The following is a 15127-nucleotide window of genomic DNA, read 5'->3' as shown; positions in this document are numbered from 1 at the left end:
TCGCAACCAGGCCATGGGCAAAGGTCAATGTTTAATGCCGTTGGTATAAGACATGGGGACACCCGGATGTTGGTTATTGGACCAACGCCACGGCGTGTGACGTCGGTCATAGGCACAGGCATATAGCGAACTTTCCTAAATTTTCGTGAGTTTGCATCGCTGCGGGTGTCCCCTGCGACTTTTCGACGGGTGACGCTGCCGCATCGGGTGCTAAGGTGCGGCCCGACCCTTCAGCCTTTCAGTACCACCATGATTCTGACGCCGATCGACACAGAAGACCTTCCCGCCGTGCTGGACCGGTTCGAACAGCAGCTTGACGGAAAACCGCTGGCGCTTGCCGCGTTCAGGCGAATCGCGAGATCGATCCCGCCGGACGGCAGTCTCGGCGACCCGGCGGCCCAGCGCGCCCAAGCGGTCGAGCTGGCTGGCAGGCTCGGGATCGAGACGCTGGACGAGGATCCCGCCGTCGCCTTCAGCTGGGACGGCCGCTTCATCCGCACCAGGAGCGAACCCTCGGTCGTGATCCATGAGATCGCCCATTGGCAGCTCTGCACGCCGGAGCGCAGGCCGCTCTACGATTTCGGCCTCGGCGCCGGACCCGAGTCCGGGCGGGTCGAGGAGGCCGACCGCGTCATGGCGCTGAGCCAGGAGGAAGGGCAGGACGAGGAAGGCCTGACCTCCCTGCTCGGCATTCTGTGGGAAGCCGACCTGGGGCAGCCGGCGCTGCTGGCTTTCCTGGAGCAGAACTGGCTGGAAGGCTACGACCGCCCGGCCACGGCATCGCATTTCGAGCGGATGCTGAAACGGCTGCACGCCGGCGGCTTCATCGACGACGAGGCTCATCCCCTGCCGGCGGCGCGGCAATCCGGTCAGATTCTTTAAATCGGGCGATAATTTCAAGCGGGCGAGTTCCCATCGGCCGCGAACGAATGTTCCCTGCGCTAATCCGATCACTGGCTAATTGCCGGCGTTTAAGATTCAATGGCCGACGGAAAGCAGTAGCCGCAACGCAACAGGGAGATGGATGCCGATGGAACGGCTGACACCAAGGGTCGGCATTGGCCAGATCGCCCCCTACCGCTCTTCCCGGGTTCCGCCCGACGGACGCCCGTTCATCGATCTCTCGCTGAGCCACAACGCGCTGGGCCCTAGCACAAAGGCTATAGCGGCATACCGCAAGGCGGCGCTGAGCCTGCACCGCTATCCCGACTACGAACACACCCTGCTGCGGGCCGCGATCGGCCGCCGCTACGACATCGCGACCGACCACATCACGTGCTCCAACGGCTCGGACGAGATGATCCAGCTCGTCGCGGAAGCCTATGCCGGCCCCGGCGACGAGGTGCTGTTCCACCAGTACGGCTACCGGGGCTTCCACAAAGCGGCGCGGATGACCGGCGCCACTCCCGTCGTCGCGGCGGAACGGGATCTGGCGGTGGACATCGAGGCCCTGGCCGATCTGGCGAGCGAGCGGACCAAGATCGTCTTCCTCGCCAATCCGAACAACCCGACCGGCTCCTATGTGCCGGCCGAGCAGGTCCAGCGGCTGAGGGCCGACCTTCCCGCGCATACCCTGCTGGTGCTGGACAGCGCCTATGCTGACTATGTCCGGCGCGACAATTACGATCCGGGCTTCGGGCTGGTGGAGGAGCACGACAACGTCCTGATGGTCCGGACCTTCTCCAAGCTGCACGGGCTGGCGGGCCTGCGGGTCGGCTGGGCCTATGGCCCGCCGTCGATCATCGAGACGCTGGACCGCATCAGGGACCCGTACAACGTCGGCCTGCCGGCGCAGGCCGCGGCGGCAGCGGCCCTGGGCGACCCCGAGCACGAGGCCGCGACGCTCGAGCACAACGACGCGTGGATCGCGTGGCTGTCGCATGAGCTGCGGGCCATCGGCGTGCGGGTCTATCCCAGCGTCTGCAATTTCCTGCTGATCCGGGTGCCGCCTGACCCGACCATGAGCGTCGCGGCGGTCTGCACGCATTTGCGGGACCGCGGCATTCTGGTCAAGACGCTGGGCGAGTACGGGCTGGCGGACTGCCTGCGGATCACCGTCGGAACGGAGGAAGAGAACCATGCGCTGGTCGACGCCCTGCGGGAGGTGCTGGAGTAGGGCAGGCGCGGGGACGTCGAAAGAAACGAAGGTTTCAGCGATTTAATGTTGGTGCAAGGCGGGCGTAAGCCTGGACGGGCTACAAACGGCTTCAATGAATTCGTGAAGCCAGGAGCCATCCATGTTGTCCACTTCCTCGATCGCCAGCCCCTCGATCGTCGGCTTTTCGGCCGGACGCCTGCGCAAGGTCGCGGCCGCCGCTCTCCTCGGCACCACCATCCTGACGGGATCCGTCGGACTTCCGGCCAATGCTTTCGCGGCACCCCAGGCGATCTCCCATGAGCTGCCCGGCAGCTTCGCCGATCTGGTCGAGCGCGTCACCCCCGCCGTCGTCAACGTCTCGACCGTCCAGGGCAGTGCCGACTCGGAGCAGCCGCGTGGCATGCCCGGCATGCCGGAATTCCCGCCCGGCTCGCCGTTCGAAGAATTCTTCAAGCAGTTCCAGGAGCAACAGCGCGGCGCCCGTCCGAAGCAGCAGGAGAAGCAGCAGGCGCAGGGCTCCGGCTTCATCGTCGATGCGGCTGGCTACGTCGTCACCAACAACCACGTGATCGACGGGGCGGAAGAGATCACAGTCACGACTCATGACGGCGCCAAGCTGGACGCCAAGCTGGTCGGGCGCGATCCGAAGACCGACCTGGCGCTACTGAAGGTCGAGGCCGGCAAACCCCTGCCCTACCTGGAATTCGGCGACAGCGACACGGCGCGGGTCGGCGACTGGGTGATCGCCATCGGTAACCCCTTCGGCCTGGGCGGCACCGTGACCTCCGGCATCGTCTCGGCCCGCGGCCGCGACATCCAGGCCGGCCCCTACGACGACTTCCTCCAGCTCGACGCGTCGATCAACCGGGGCAACTCGGGCGGTCCGACCTTCGACGTGCAGGGCCGGGTGATCGGTATCAACACGGCGATCTTCTCGCCCAACGGCGGCTCGGTCGGCATCGGCTTCGCAATCCCGTCCAACCTCGCCAAGGGCGTCATCGCCCAGCTTCGCGAGACCGGCACGGTCAGCCGGGGCTGGCTGGGCGTCCAGATCCAGCAGGTCACGCCGGAGATCGCCGAAAGCCTCGGACTGACGCAGCCCAAGGGCGCGCTGGTCGCCGACGTGACGGCCGACAGCCCCGCCGCCAAGTCCAAGGTCCAGGCCGGCGACGTGATCCTGAGCCTGGACGGCCGGCCGGTCGACACGATCAAGGACCTGACCCGGATGGTGGCCGACAGCAAGACCGGATCGGACGTGACGCTGGAGGTCCTGCGCAGGGGCAAGCGGCAGAACATCAGCGTAAGGCTCGACCAGATGCCCGACCAGCCCAAGGTCGCGGCCGCCACGCCGGCTCCAGAGTCCGGCGCCACTGCCAGCCACACGGTCCTGGGCATGCAGCTGTCCAAGCTGAGCGAGCAGTCCCGCCGGAAATACGGGCTGACCGAGGGCATCGAGGGCGTGCTGGTCGTCGGGACCGACGAGTCGCTGGGCGAGGTCAACTTGCGCCCTGGCGACGTGATCACGGAGGTCGGCAGCGAGCCGGTCGCCGCCCCCGATCAGATCGCCGCCAAGATCAAGGAAGCCAAGGAAGCCGGACGGGGAGCCGTGCTGCTGCGGGTCAGCCGTCAGGGGACCGAGCAGTTCGTCGCAGTTTCGATCAAGAAGGCCTGAGTCCAAATGAGCGGTGGCATGGGTGGCAGGGCCGGGGGTGGCGGAGCCGGGGACGCCGATCCGGACGGCGGATTCGGCGACGGGCACCCTCGGGAAGGTTCTGGCGAGAGACCGTTCTTCGGCTATGATGGGGCCATGAAGATACTGGTCATCGAAGACGACGCCCAGGCCGCCGCTTATCTGGTCAAGGGGCTGAAGGAGAGCGGCCACGTGGTGGACCACGCGGCCGACGGCAAGGACGGGCTGTTCATGGCCGGCTCGGAGAACTACGACGTGCTGGTCGTGGACCGGATGCTGCCGGGCCGCGACGGGCTGGCCGTGGTCGAGATCCTGCGCGGGGCGGGGACGGAAACCCCCGTCCTGTTCCTGAGCGCCCTCGGCAGCGTCGACGACCGGGTGCGGGGCCTGCGGGCGGGCGGCGACGACTACCTGACCAAGCCCTACGCCTTTTCCGAACTGCTGGCCCGCGTCGAGGCGCTGGGCCGGCGGAAATCGGCGGCGGCGGTGACGACGACCAGGCTCCATGTCGGCGAGCTCGAGATGGACCTGCTGGCGCGCAAGGTCAAGCGCGCGGGCAAGCAGATCGACCTGCTGCCGCGCGAGTTCCGGCTGCTGGAATACCTGATGCGCCATGAGGGCAACGTGGTGACGCGCACCATGCTGCTGGAAAACGTCTGGGACTACCACTTCGATCCGCAGACCAACGTGATCGACGTCCACGTCGCACGCCTGCGGCAGAAGATCGATCGGGAGTTTCCGACGCCGATGATCCATACCGTGCGCGGGGCGGGATACTGCCTGCGTGCCTGACTTCGCCTTGCTCCGGACGACCACCTTCCGGGTGGCGCTGCTGTACCTGGGGCTGTTCCTCGCCTCGGTGCTGGTGATCCTGGTCCTGATCTACTGGTTCACCGCCGGCTTCATCGAGCGCCAGACCGACGAGACGATCGCCGCCGAGATCGCCGGATTGCGGGAGCAGTACCGGCAGCGCCGGCTTCCGGGCCTGATCGAGGTGGTCAAGGCGCGGAGCGCCGTGCCCCGGACCAGCACGCTCTATCTGGTAGCGACGCCTACCTTCACGCCGCTGGCCGGCAACCTGTCCGACTGGCCGGATGCGCGACCCGATCCGGATGGCTGGATAGAGTTCGAGATCGCCGATGCGCCGGAGGAACCCGACGGCGGCAGCCATGAGGCACGGGCCGTCGTCTTCACCCTGCCCGGCGGCTATCACCTGCTGGTCGGGCGCGACACGATGGAGCGCAGGCACTTCCAGGAACGCGTCCTGATCTCGCTGGCCTGGGCGCTGCTGCTGACGGTCGGACTGGGCGCCGCCGGCGGCGTGCTGATAAGCCGCAACGTCATGCATCGGATCGACGCCATCAACCGCACCACCCGGCAGATCATGTCGGGCGCGCTGCAGGAGCGCATGGCGGTGGCGAACACCGGCGACGAGCTCGACCAGCTTGCCGGCAACCTCAATGCGATGCTCGACCAGATCGAGCATCTGATGGTCGGCATGAGGCAAGTGACCGACAGCGTCGCGCACGACCTGCGGACGCCGCTGACCCGGCTGCGGTCGCGGCTGGAAATCACGCTGGTCGAGGCTGGGACGGAGGACGAATACCGCGCCGCGATCCAGGAAGCGATCAGCGAGGCCGACCGGCTGCTCGGCATCTTCAGTGCCCTGCTGAGCATCGCCGAAGCGGAGGCCGGGACCATGCAGCGGAGCTTCCAGAAGGTTTCGCTGTCCGATCTGGCGCGCCTGATGGCGGATCTCTACGAGCCCGCGGCCGAGGAGGCGGGACTGGGCTTCGTCGGCGATATCGAGGCGGAGCCGATCGTGCTCGGCAATCAGCAGTTGCTGGCACAGGCGATCGCCAACCTGCTGGACAATGCGCTGAAATATACGCCGTCCGAGGGCTGCGTCACCCTGGCCGTCAAGGGACCGGCGGGGGCGCGGGGCGCCTGCATTTCGGTGGCTGACACGGGGCCGGGCATCCCGGCGGCGCAGCGTGAAAGCGTGCTGCGCCGGTTCGTCCGGCTGGAGGCCAGCCGCAGTTCTCCCGGCAACGGTCTGGGCCTCAGTCTTGTCGATGCCGTGGCGCGTCTGCACGGTGCGCGGCTGGAAATGGACGATAACGATCCGGGTCTGGTTGTTTCCCTTGTGTTCCCCCGCATGGGTCCGGAGTGACAAGTTTCAGAAACACCTTGCCAGCGACTCGGCCGGCCTGTTACCCGTATGGGGAACGGGCGATTTCCTGTCGGCGGGGCTTGGCGCAACCACATCCCGACCGCGCCGGCCGGGCCTTGTGCCTGACCGGCGGGGACCGATCGACCGTAAGTTCGTCCGCAGTTTTTCCGACCACCATCCGCTGACCTGGGGCAGCGCATATCGATATGACCGACGAAACCCTCGTCCTTCGCCATCCCAAGCTGATCAGCTTGTACGCCTTCTGGCTGGAACAATGCGCAGGTGCTCCGCTGCCATTGGCTTCGGCGCTGAACCCGGCCGAGCTGAGGCCGTGGCTTGGCAACCTGCTGATCATGGACGTCGTCCGCAATGCCGACTTCGTCTATTCCTATTACGGCCAGTCCTTCTCGGACTCGTTCGGCGAGGACCGGGTCGGCCAGTCGATCGCGCGCCTTCCGGAAGGGCAAAGCGATATCCTGCGGGCGGAATACGACCACGTGCGGTCGGAGGCCAAACCGGTGGTGCGCGTCTATTCGGCCGAGTTCGACGGAGTGCCCTCCACCTGGGAGCGGCTGGTGCTGCCCTTGACGGAAGACGGCGAGACGGTCGGCAAGCTGCTGGTCGGCGCCTATAAGCTGGACCAGCCCTACCCGGTGTCGGTCAGCGCGCCGAGCCTGTCGTAACCCGTGTTTCGTGATCCGGCCTCGTTTTCGCCCAAGGGTCCGACCGTGGGTGCGGCCTGACTCCGGCGGCTCGTCCGGCTTCCACCGGAATCGGTGCTCCCGAACAGGAAACTGACTGAGCCTTTACGAACATTTACCATTGGGAGACGGACCGGCGCTAGGATGCGGCAAGCACGCCGCTCCGCCGGCGTCTCCCCGATTCTCTTTTTCCAGGTGTTTGGACGAGACCATGACTCAACAGGAAAGCCGTCAGCCCATCGATACGGCAATTTCCGACATCACGACCGCCCAGGAGTTCAATCTGGGCTGTGCCTTCAACAGCCAGCCCTTCAAGCTCCGTCCCGACGAATGGCCGGACGGCGCGGTGGAATGGGTCCTGGAAATGAATCCCGGTCGTCCGAACGCGATCATCGCCTATGGCACCGGCCAGCGGGAGGAGCTGTATGCGGTGATCGCCGCCAACGCCTTCCTCGCCGGGGTCGAATGGGGCGAAGCCACCGCCAGGGCGCCGATGATCGGCCCGGACGCCGACGAAGAGGAAGTGACGGCCGCAGTGCTCGGGAACGGCGAGTTCGAGATCGAGGACAACGGCGTTCCTGTCGAGGACCTGATCCGCGATCCGGATGCACCGTACGAATTGCCGCCGGTCGACCTGCTGGAGCCGGCTCCGCAGTCCGAGACGCTGACGATGGACGAGCTGTCGCTTGCCCATAACGCCCGCAACCTTGAAACCGTGCTGAAGAACTTCGGCGTGCGCGGCGAGATCATGGAGGTGCGGCCCGGTCCGGTCGTAACGCTCTACGAACTGGAACCCGCGCCCGGTCTGAAATCGTCGCGCGTTATCAATCTGGCGGAAGACATCGCCCGTTCCATGCGGGCCCTGACCGTCCGTATCGCCGTGGTGCCCGGCCGCAGCGTCATCGGCATCGAACTGCCGAACCCGACGCGCGAAAAGGTCTTCCTGCGGGAGATGCTGGACTGCGACGCCTATCAGCAGACCGCCGCGAAGCTGGCGCTGGTTCTGGGCAAGGATATCGGCGGCACGCCGATCATCGTCGATCTGGCGCGCATGCCGCACCTGCTGATCGCCGGCACGACCGGGTCCGGCAAGTCGGTCTGCATCAACACGATGATCCTGTCGCTGCTCTACCGGCTGCCGCCGGAGAAGTGCCGCTTCATCATGGTCGATCCCAAGATGCTGGAACTGTCCGTCTATGACGGCATCCCGCACCTGCTGGCGCCGGTCGTGACGGAACCGAAGAAAGCGGTCGTCGCCCTGAAATGGGCGGTTCGAGAAATGGAAAACCGCTATCGAGCAATGGCGAAGTTCGGCGTCCGCAATATCGAAGGGTACAATATCCGTATCGAAGAACTGCTGGAAAGCGGCGAGCAAGTCTTCAAACAGGTCCAGGTCGGCTACGATAAGGCGAAGCGACAGCCGATCTTCGAAGAACAGCCGATGGAGCTGAAGTCCCTGCCTTATATCGTGGTGGTGGTGGACGAGATGGCCGACCTGATGCTGGTGGCGGGCAAGGACATCGAGGCGGCGATCCAGCGGCTGGCGCAGATGGCGCGCGCCGCCGGCATCCACCTGATCATGGCGACCCAGCGGCCGTCGGTGGACGTCATCACCGGCACGATCAAGGCCAACTTCCCAACCCGCATCAGCTTTCAGGTCACCAGCAAGATCGACAGCCGCACCATCCTGGGCGAACAGGGCGCCGAACAGCTGCTCGGCCAGGGCGACATGCTCTACATGGCCGGCGGCGGCCGGATCACCCGCGTCCATGGCCCATTCGTCTCCGACGAGGAGGTCGAGGAAGTCGTGCGCCACCTGAAGGAGCAAGGGACGCCCGACTACCTGCATTCCATCACGGAAGACGACGACCACAGCGGCGACGACGAGGCCGAAGCCCCCTCCCCCACCCCGGAAGAAGGTGCGGCACCGTTCACCGGCAGCGACGACGAACTGTACGAACATGCCGTTGCCCTGGTCACCCGCGAGCGCAAGGCATCGGTCAGCTTCATCCAGCGCTGCCTGCAGATCGGCTACAACAGGTCGGCCCGACTGGTGGACCGGATGGAAGCGGAGGGGATAGTCAGCTCGGCAAACCACGTGGGCAAACGTGAAGTACTGGTATCATCACGCAGCGATGCTTTTAACCGTGATGGTGAATGATTAACTTTTGCTGCAGTTGCGAACAAGAGTTCGCTGGTATGACCAATTACGAAGCCCAAGATAGATGGGATTTTTTCGATCTTCGATAAAAGTTATGGGTCAATTATTCTGGCCCAGCCTTGGATTTTACTCTCGAAAACATCATGAACATCAGGTAACATTAACATCACAAAGGTGTAAAGCGCCGGTAAGGTGAGAGCGCTATAACATAATCGACTGCGCCACCAAGGGGAGAGACGCCATGATCGGCAATGAACGTCGGGAGCCTACGCTGGACGATTTGTTGAACGACCCCATCGTCCAGATCCTCATGCGCCGCGATGCGGTAGAGCGTTGGAAGCTTGAAGAGATGATCGCCCGCGTCAGCCGGAACCGGCGCGCCGAGGCCGATCGCCTAGCCGCCTGACCGTCCTGCACTATCGTTTTCGTCCAATCAGGGGCATGGGCCGCTGACCTTCAGGTCAGCGGCCCATTTCAATTCCGATCCCGGCGGCAGGTGCCGGCTGGTGGGCCGGCTTCGGCTCCCGAGGAAATATCTCAAGGCCGGATGGGAGGTCCATGGCTGAAACCTGTCCGCCCGCCAGGAGCAGCGATGCGGCGTCCAAGGTGGCGCGAACGGCGTCGTTGCCATAGGGCTTCACGAGAACGCCCAGGGCGGCGTCCGGCGCCTGTCGAGCCCTTTCCGGATGTTCGGTGACGAACAGGGACGTCAGGCCGTGATGCTTCCTCATGCCGCGCGCCGCGGCGATCCCGCTGCCGCCGAGGCCGAGGTCGATGTCCATCAGCGTCAGGTCCGGCGTATGGGCTCGGGCTAGGTCCATGGCGGCGCGCACGGTGACCGCGTGGCCGACGACTTCGTGTCCGGCGCCCTCCACCATCATGGCCAACCCGGCTGCCAGCATCCGGTCGTCTTCAACGATCAAAATCCGCATTGCGGGCCTCCCCTGCTGTTCGCTCGTGAGCTGTTTGCTCGTGGTCCATGGATTTAGCTGGCCGATCGCCCGTTCCCAGGTCCGTGGACCGTAAGTCTGGCTCCATATGCGGAAGAGTCGCCAGATCGCCCTCCCGGACGTTCGGGCGGACGCTGCCATCGGCCAGCATTACGTCGTATTTGGGCTGGCCCTCGAACGTGCGGCCGACGATCCGGCCGGTCTGCTTCTCGTATTCAACCCACGTGCCCAACTTCAGCATCGCGTTTTTCCCGGCGCGCGCATCGGGACCTCTCCCCGTCTCGACTGGCTGAAAGGGTGCGGGATTACCGGGTGAAAGAGTTGGTCAATAAAGAGGTATGCGGTGCTTAAGGCGGTTGTGTCGGCCCCTCCGGGGCGGTTCGGCCGTCGAGTATATTCAACATGCCTCTGTCAATTATTTTGAACATTGCGCGTGATGGGCGGCAATAGCGGACTGCTCTTATGTCAGACTGATTGGAAAAACGTCAAAAGCAGGCGAACTGACGGAGAAGCGCAGCTATGGCATGGCTCATCGTGAAAAAGTTTCCCTGCCCTTCCATGAAATATCGTCATGATACAGATGCGATGCTGCGATATCGCAATCCATAGAACGCTGCGATATCGCAGCCATGTAGATGCAGGCATTCGCTGTGTCACAGTCTTCAGGAATTTAATCAGTAGCAGTTTTGGTAGGTTAGTTTTCTTTAAATAGGCAAATAAAGCTGTTAACTTGATGTTAAATCAATAACAGCAGTGCGCCGTGGTCTGGTAAGGCTTGTTGCGTCCGCTCACACTTTCCTGGTCTTCCGCCAATCGAGTCGCTATATCGTCGCCTCGTCCGCAGGCTGAATTGCCTGCCAAGGGCAGCGATTTGCGCCAAGGATTTCCCCAATATCTGTGGATAAGTCTGTGGACACTATACGGGAGAAGTGTGTGTCGAACGTCAAGGAAAGGGGTCTCGAGTGATTGCCTATTTTTTGGGCAAACACGATAACCGCATGAAATTGTTTAGCATCGCGAACAGGCGCGCGTCGCCGACGGTGCCGTGGGAGGGGTTTGTAGCCGCTCCGGCAAGGTGTTGCACGCCGCCATCACCTTGTGGAAATTTTTTTCATGCCAGCTATGCGGGGGCGAGACGAAATGTCGCACTGGCCTTTCTTTGGCCAACGACATATTTTCGATACCAAATTTCCTGTATAGGACAGCGCAATGGCGGCGGGTCATCTCGACCCGGCCGCCTGAGCGCGCAACTGCCGCCCCTGCCCGATGGACGGTCGCGGTCGGCGAACTCCAACCCATAAAGCCGGAAACTTCCGAAGGCGCCCCGGCGCTGGAGGAGGCTGGCTCAGGAATAGTACTCATGGCACGCAGAACGCCACTCAAGGATATGCGCAACATCGGCATCATCGCCCACGTCGATGCCGGCAAGACCACCACGACCGAGCGTATCCTTTATTACACGGGCCGCAGCTACAAGATCGGCGAGGTGCACGACGGTGCGGCCACGACCGACTACATGGAGCAGGAGCAGAAGCGGGGCATCACGATCCAGAGCGCGGCCGTGACCGTGTTCTGGAAGGATCACCAGATCAACGTGATCGACACCCCCGGCCACGTGGACTTCACGATCGAAGTCAACCGGTCGCTCCGCGTGCTGGACGGTGCCGTGGTGGTGTTCGACGGCGTTGCCGGCGTCGAGCCGCAGTCCGAGACGAACTGGCGCCTCGCGGATAACTACAACGTCCCGCGCATGTGCTACGTCAACAAGATGGACCGGTCGGGCGCGAACTTCCGCCGCTGCGTCGACATGATCGTCAACCGTCTGGGCGCCCGCCCGATGATCCTGTCGCTGCCGATCGGTTCGGAAGACAACTTCCGCGGCCTGATCGACCTCGTGACCATGAAGGCCCTCGTCTGGTTCTCGGACGAGAAGGACGCCCAGTGGGAAGAGTGGGAGATCACCGACGATCTGGCCGCCAAGCTGAAGATCGAGGTGAAGGAAGACCTCGACATCCTGCGCGACATCCCGAAGTACCGCCAGGAGCTGATCGACACCGCTCTCGAGCAGGACGACGCGGCGATGGAAGCGTATCTTGACTCGGGCGAAGATCCCGCCGTCGAGGTGCTCCGGAAGTGCATCCGCAAGGGCACCGTAACCGGCGCCTTCACCCCCGTCATCGCCGGCAGCTCCTTCAAGAACAAAGGCGTGCCGCAGATGCTGGACGCCGTCGTGTGGTACCTGCCCTCCCCGACCGACGTCGAGGCGATCAAGGTCGTCGACGAGGAAGGCGAAGTGGTCGGCGAGCGTCACTGCGACGACGATGAGCCGTTCGCGGCGCTGGCCTTCAAGGTCATCAACAACCAATTCGGCGCGCTGACCTTCGCCCGCGTCTATTCCGGCGTGGCGCAGAAGGGCATGACCCTGCTGAACTCGACCCGTGGCAAGCGCGAGCGCATCGGCCGCATGGTCGAGGTGTACGCCAAGGACACTAACGCGATCGAGGAATGCCGCGCCGGCGACATCATCGCCTTCGTCTCGCTGGCCGAGACGGAGACCGGTGACACCCTGTGCGATCCGGCCCATCCGGTCATCCTCGAGCGGATGAAGTTCCCCGACCCCGTCATCAGCGTGTCGGTCGAGCCGAAGACCAAGGGCGACCAGGAGAAGCTGGGTGCGGCACTGGGCAAGATGGTCCGCGCCGACCCGTCGCTGCGCCTGGAGCTGGACAAGGAAACCGGCCAGACCATCCTGCGCGGCATGGGCGAGCTTCACCTGGAGATCACCATCGACCGTATCCGCACCGAGTTTGGCGTGGAAGCCGTCGTGGGCCGTCCGCAGGTCGCGTACCGCGAGACGATCACCAGCAAGATCGAGCACATCTACACCCACAAGAAGCAGACCGGCGGTTCGGGCCAGTTCGCCGAAGTGAAGATGATCTTCGAACCGCAGGAACGCGGCGAGGGCTTCAAGTTCGTCGACGCGATCGTCGGCGGCTCGGTCCCGCGCGAATACATCCCGGCTGTCGGCGGCGGCATCGAGGTCCAGAAGGAAGATGGCGTTCTCGCCGGCTTCCCGACCGTGGACTTCAAGGCCACGCTGATCGACGGCAAGTACCACGACGTCGACTCCAGCGCTCTGGCGTTCGAAATCGCTGCCAAGGCCTGCTTCCGTGAAGCGATCCGCCGGGCCAATCCGGTCCTGCTGGAGCCGATCATGAAGGTCGAGGTCGTCACGCCGGAAAACCACCTGGGCGACGTGATCGGCGACTTGAACCGCCGCCGCGGCCTGATCCTGGGCCAGCTGGAGCGTGGCATGAACCTCGCGGTGGAGGCACATGTGCCGCTGTCCGAGATGTTCGGCTTCATCGGTGACCTGCGTAGCATGACCTCCGGTCGGGCGACCTTCACCATGGAGTTCAGCCACTACGATCCGGTTCCGCGCAACGTCGCCGACGAGGTCATCGCCTCCAAGGCCGCCGCGTAATGCTTCGGTCCCGCCGGCTGAATTGCCGGCCGGTTGAGATGGATGACGGCCCGGGAGGAAACTCCCGGGCCGTTTTTCATTTTCCAGGGGTGTTGTCGAGGCGGGAGGAATGCGATGGCTGAACTGTTCGCGAGCGGGCGCATCATCGACCTGATACTGGTCCTGGTCGCAGTCGAGGCGGCGGCGCTGGCCCTATGGCGGCGGTGGTCCGGTTCCGGCCCTGGGCTCAGGGGGATGGCCGCCAATCTGGCGTCCGGAGCCTGCCTGCTGCTGGCGGTGCGGGCGGCGCTGGTTGGGGCCGACTGGGAACTGGTGGCACTGCCCTTGCTAGGCTCGCTGCTGGCGCATGCGGCCGATCTTTACGGCCGGCGCCGGGCGCGGCCTTAACGCTGGCGGAACTCGTCCGGCTTGAGGTGGTGCTTCTTCATCAGCTGGTAGAGCCTTGCGCGGGACAGGTCCAGCGCCGAGCAGACCGCCTTGATGTCGCCGTTGTGGCGTAGGAGAAGCTCGCTCAGGTGGCTGCGCTCCGCCCGGTCGCGGACGACGCGATGGTCGTCGTCGGGATGCGGCGGGGCCGGATCGACATGGGCGCGGGTATAGCGCTGCGGCAGGTCGCCGATCCGGACAGGCCGGCCGTCGTAGATGTGGGCGATGTACATGCCCAGGTTCTTCAATTCCCGGATGTTGCCGGGATAATGGTAGGTCTCGACCAGGAACTGCTTCAGTTCGGCATCCAGCGACGGCACCGGAATGCCGTTGTCGGCGCAGACCTTGCGGATGAAGTATTCCAGCAGGAGCTGGATCTCGTCGCGCCGCTCGCGCAGCGGCGGGATCAGCAGATGGCAGATGTTCAGGCGGAAAAACAGGTCCTCGCGGAACTGCCCGTTGGTGACCATCTGTTCCAGGTTGCGGTTGGTCGCGGCGATCACGCGCACGTCCACCTTGGTCACCCTGTCGGAACCGACGCGCTGGATTTCTCCGACGTCTAGCGTCCTCAGCAGCTTCACCTGGGCCAGCGGTTCCAGTTCGCCGACTTCGTCGAGGAAGATCGTGCCGCCGCTGGCCTCCTCGAACCGGCCCTTGCGGTCGGCGGTGGCGCCGGTGAAGGAGCCCTTGGAGTGGCCGAAGAGTTCCGATTCGATCACTCCGCTGGGCAGGGCTCCGCAGTTCACGGCGACGAACTTGTCGCGCTTGCTGTTCAGGTGGATGATCCGGGCGAACAACTCCTTGCCGGACCCGGTCTCGCCCTCCAGCAGAACGGTCAATTGGGAGGGCGCAATCCGGGCGATACGGTCGAGATTAGCCGCGATCTGGTGGTTTGAGCCGAGGACGCCTTCAAGCTCGAGGTTTTCGCGGCTGCGCGTGGGCGGTGCCGGTTTCACCCGTTCGTGGACGGCGTTCGCTACCGGCGGCGCCAGCGTGCAAAGGTGAAGATAAGCCGCACGCAGGGTGTTCAGCTCGCTGAGAAAATCATGTTGTTCGAAGTCATATATCCGGGAATTTCCCAAGATTTTGAGCTTCAGAGTCTCGATCCGGGCGATGCATTCATTGATATGATCGTTCGTGCTATCCGCGAATATACCGGCCGAATAGGGGCTTGGCTGGCGATAATCATCATCCATGACGGTAAATACATCCGTTCCATTTAATGCACGACGAAAATTGCCGGCCCACTTCCTGCTGCGGCAGTTGGATGTAATCACCCCTCTTACGCGCCGCGAACCTAGATTTACTAACACCTCCGGCAATTTGTCTACCTATAAAGGATTGCGGGATCGTTCCGGAAGTGGCATGAATCGAGGCCTGTAGCTCAGGCCTCTGGCAAAGCCTCTCTTGATGCAACCCATCATTGTTCGTTCGGCAAAAAGTC

Annotated in this window: 13 protein-coding genes; 10 read left to right on the top strand and 3 right to left on the bottom strand. The window is 63.8% G+C overall.

What is annotated here, in order from left to right:
- The first annotated feature begins 249 nt into the window (after positions 1-249).
- The 8 genes from N826_RS19055 to N826_RS43135 all read left to right on the top strand — a co-directional run bounded on the left by N826_RS19055 (position 250) and on the right by N826_RS43135 (position 9229).
- The gene (locus tag N826_RS19055; protein ID WP_044431417.1) at positions 250-882 is read left to right on the top strand and encodes a hypothetical protein; all 633 of its coding nucleotides are present in this window, start codon (positions 250-252) and stop codon (positions 880-882) included.
- A 148-nt stretch (positions 883-1030) separates the two neighbouring features.
- A complete protein-coding gene (gene hisC / locus N826_RS19050) occupies positions 1031-2116 on the top strand; it encodes a histidinol-phosphate transaminase (protein ID WP_044431470.1) in 1086 nt (361 codons plus the stop codon).
- 121 nt (positions 2117-2237) lie between these two features.
- Positions 2238-3770 carry a DegQ family serine endoprotease gene (locus N826_RS19045; RefSeq protein ID WP_044431416.1) on the top strand — a complete coding sequence of 511 codons (1533 nt, stop codon included), beginning with the start codon at positions 2238-2240 and terminating at the stop codon, positions 3768-3770.
- Between the two features lie 135 nt (positions 3771-3905).
- On the top strand, positions 3906-4580 hold the full coding sequence (locus N826_RS19040; protein ID WP_044431469.1) for a winged helix-turn-helix domain-containing protein: 675 nt from the start codon (positions 3906-3908) through the stop codon (positions 4578-4580).
- The gene (locus N826_RS19035; protein WP_044431415.1) at positions 4573-5961 is read left to right on the top strand and encodes a sensor histidine kinase; all 1389 of its coding nucleotides are present in this window, start codon (positions 4573-4575) and stop codon (positions 5959-5961) included. The genes N826_RS19040 and N826_RS19035 overlap by 8 nt, the downstream gene beginning before the upstream one ends.
- 206 nt (positions 5962-6167) lie before the next feature.
- On the top strand, positions 6168-6644 hold the full coding sequence (locus N826_RS19030; RefSeq protein WP_044431414.1) for a PAS domain-containing protein: 477 nt from the start codon (positions 6168-6170) through the stop codon (positions 6642-6644).
- Between the two features lie 229 nt (positions 6645-6873).
- On the top strand, positions 6874-8823 hold the full coding sequence (locus N826_RS19025; RefSeq protein WP_044431411.1) for a DNA translocase FtsK: 1950 nt from the start codon (positions 6874-6876) through the stop codon (positions 8821-8823).
- A gap of 241 nt (positions 8824-9064) precedes the next feature.
- Positions 9065-9229 (top strand): hypothetical protein, encoded by a 165-nt coding sequence (locus N826_RS43135; protein WP_157599350.1) that lies wholly within the window; start codon positions 9065-9067, stop codon positions 9227-9229.
- Between the two features lie 55 nt (positions 9230-9284).
- Here the strand turns inward: N826_RS43135 and N826_RS19020 are convergent, their stop codons facing one another.
- Together N826_RS19020 and N826_RS44240 are read right to left on the bottom strand one after the other, a co-directional pair.
- Entirely contained in the window at positions 9285-9755 is a 471-nt protein-coding gene (locus tag N826_RS19020) for a response regulator (protein ID WP_052831603.1), read from the bottom strand.
- Entirely contained in the window at positions 9736-10014 is a 279-nt protein-coding gene (locus tag N826_RS44240) for a hypothetical protein (RefSeq protein ID WP_044431408.1), read from the bottom strand. Before N826_RS44240 ends, N826_RS19020 begins: the two co-directional genes overlap by 20 nt.
- Before the next feature lie 1119 nt (positions 10015-11133).
- Between N826_RS44240 and fusA the strand changes: the two genes are divergently transcribed.
- Together fusA and N826_RS19005 are read left to right on the top strand one after the other, a co-directional pair.
- Positions 11134-13257, top strand: a complete 2124-nt coding sequence (gene fusA / locus N826_RS19010; protein ID WP_044431405.1) for an elongation factor G — start codon at positions 11134-11136, stop codon at positions 13255-13257.
- A gap of 114 nt (positions 13258-13371) precedes the next feature.
- Positions 13372-13644: a hypothetical protein gene (locus N826_RS19005; protein ID WP_044431403.1), complete on the top strand. Its 273-nt coding sequence runs from the start codon at positions 13372-13374 to the stop codon at positions 13642-13644.
- On the opposite strand, the gene N826_RS19000 is transcribed toward N826_RS19005, so the two are convergent.
- Positions 13641-14765, bottom strand: coding sequence for a sigma-54 interaction domain-containing protein (locus N826_RS19000; protein ID WP_169789379.1), 1125 nt, complete (start codon positions 14763-14765; stop codon positions 13641-13643). The two genes, N826_RS19005 and N826_RS19000, sit on opposite strands and share 4 nt — an antisense overlap.
- Positions 14766-15127: the final 362 nt, after the last annotated feature.

It is taken from the genome of Skermanella aerolata KACC 11604 (assembly GCF_000936425.1).
GTDB lineage: Bacteria > Pseudomonadota > Alphaproteobacteria > Azospirillales > Azospirillaceae > Skermanella > Skermanella aerolata.
This window is presented reverse-complemented; position numbering and strand designations above follow the sequence as displayed.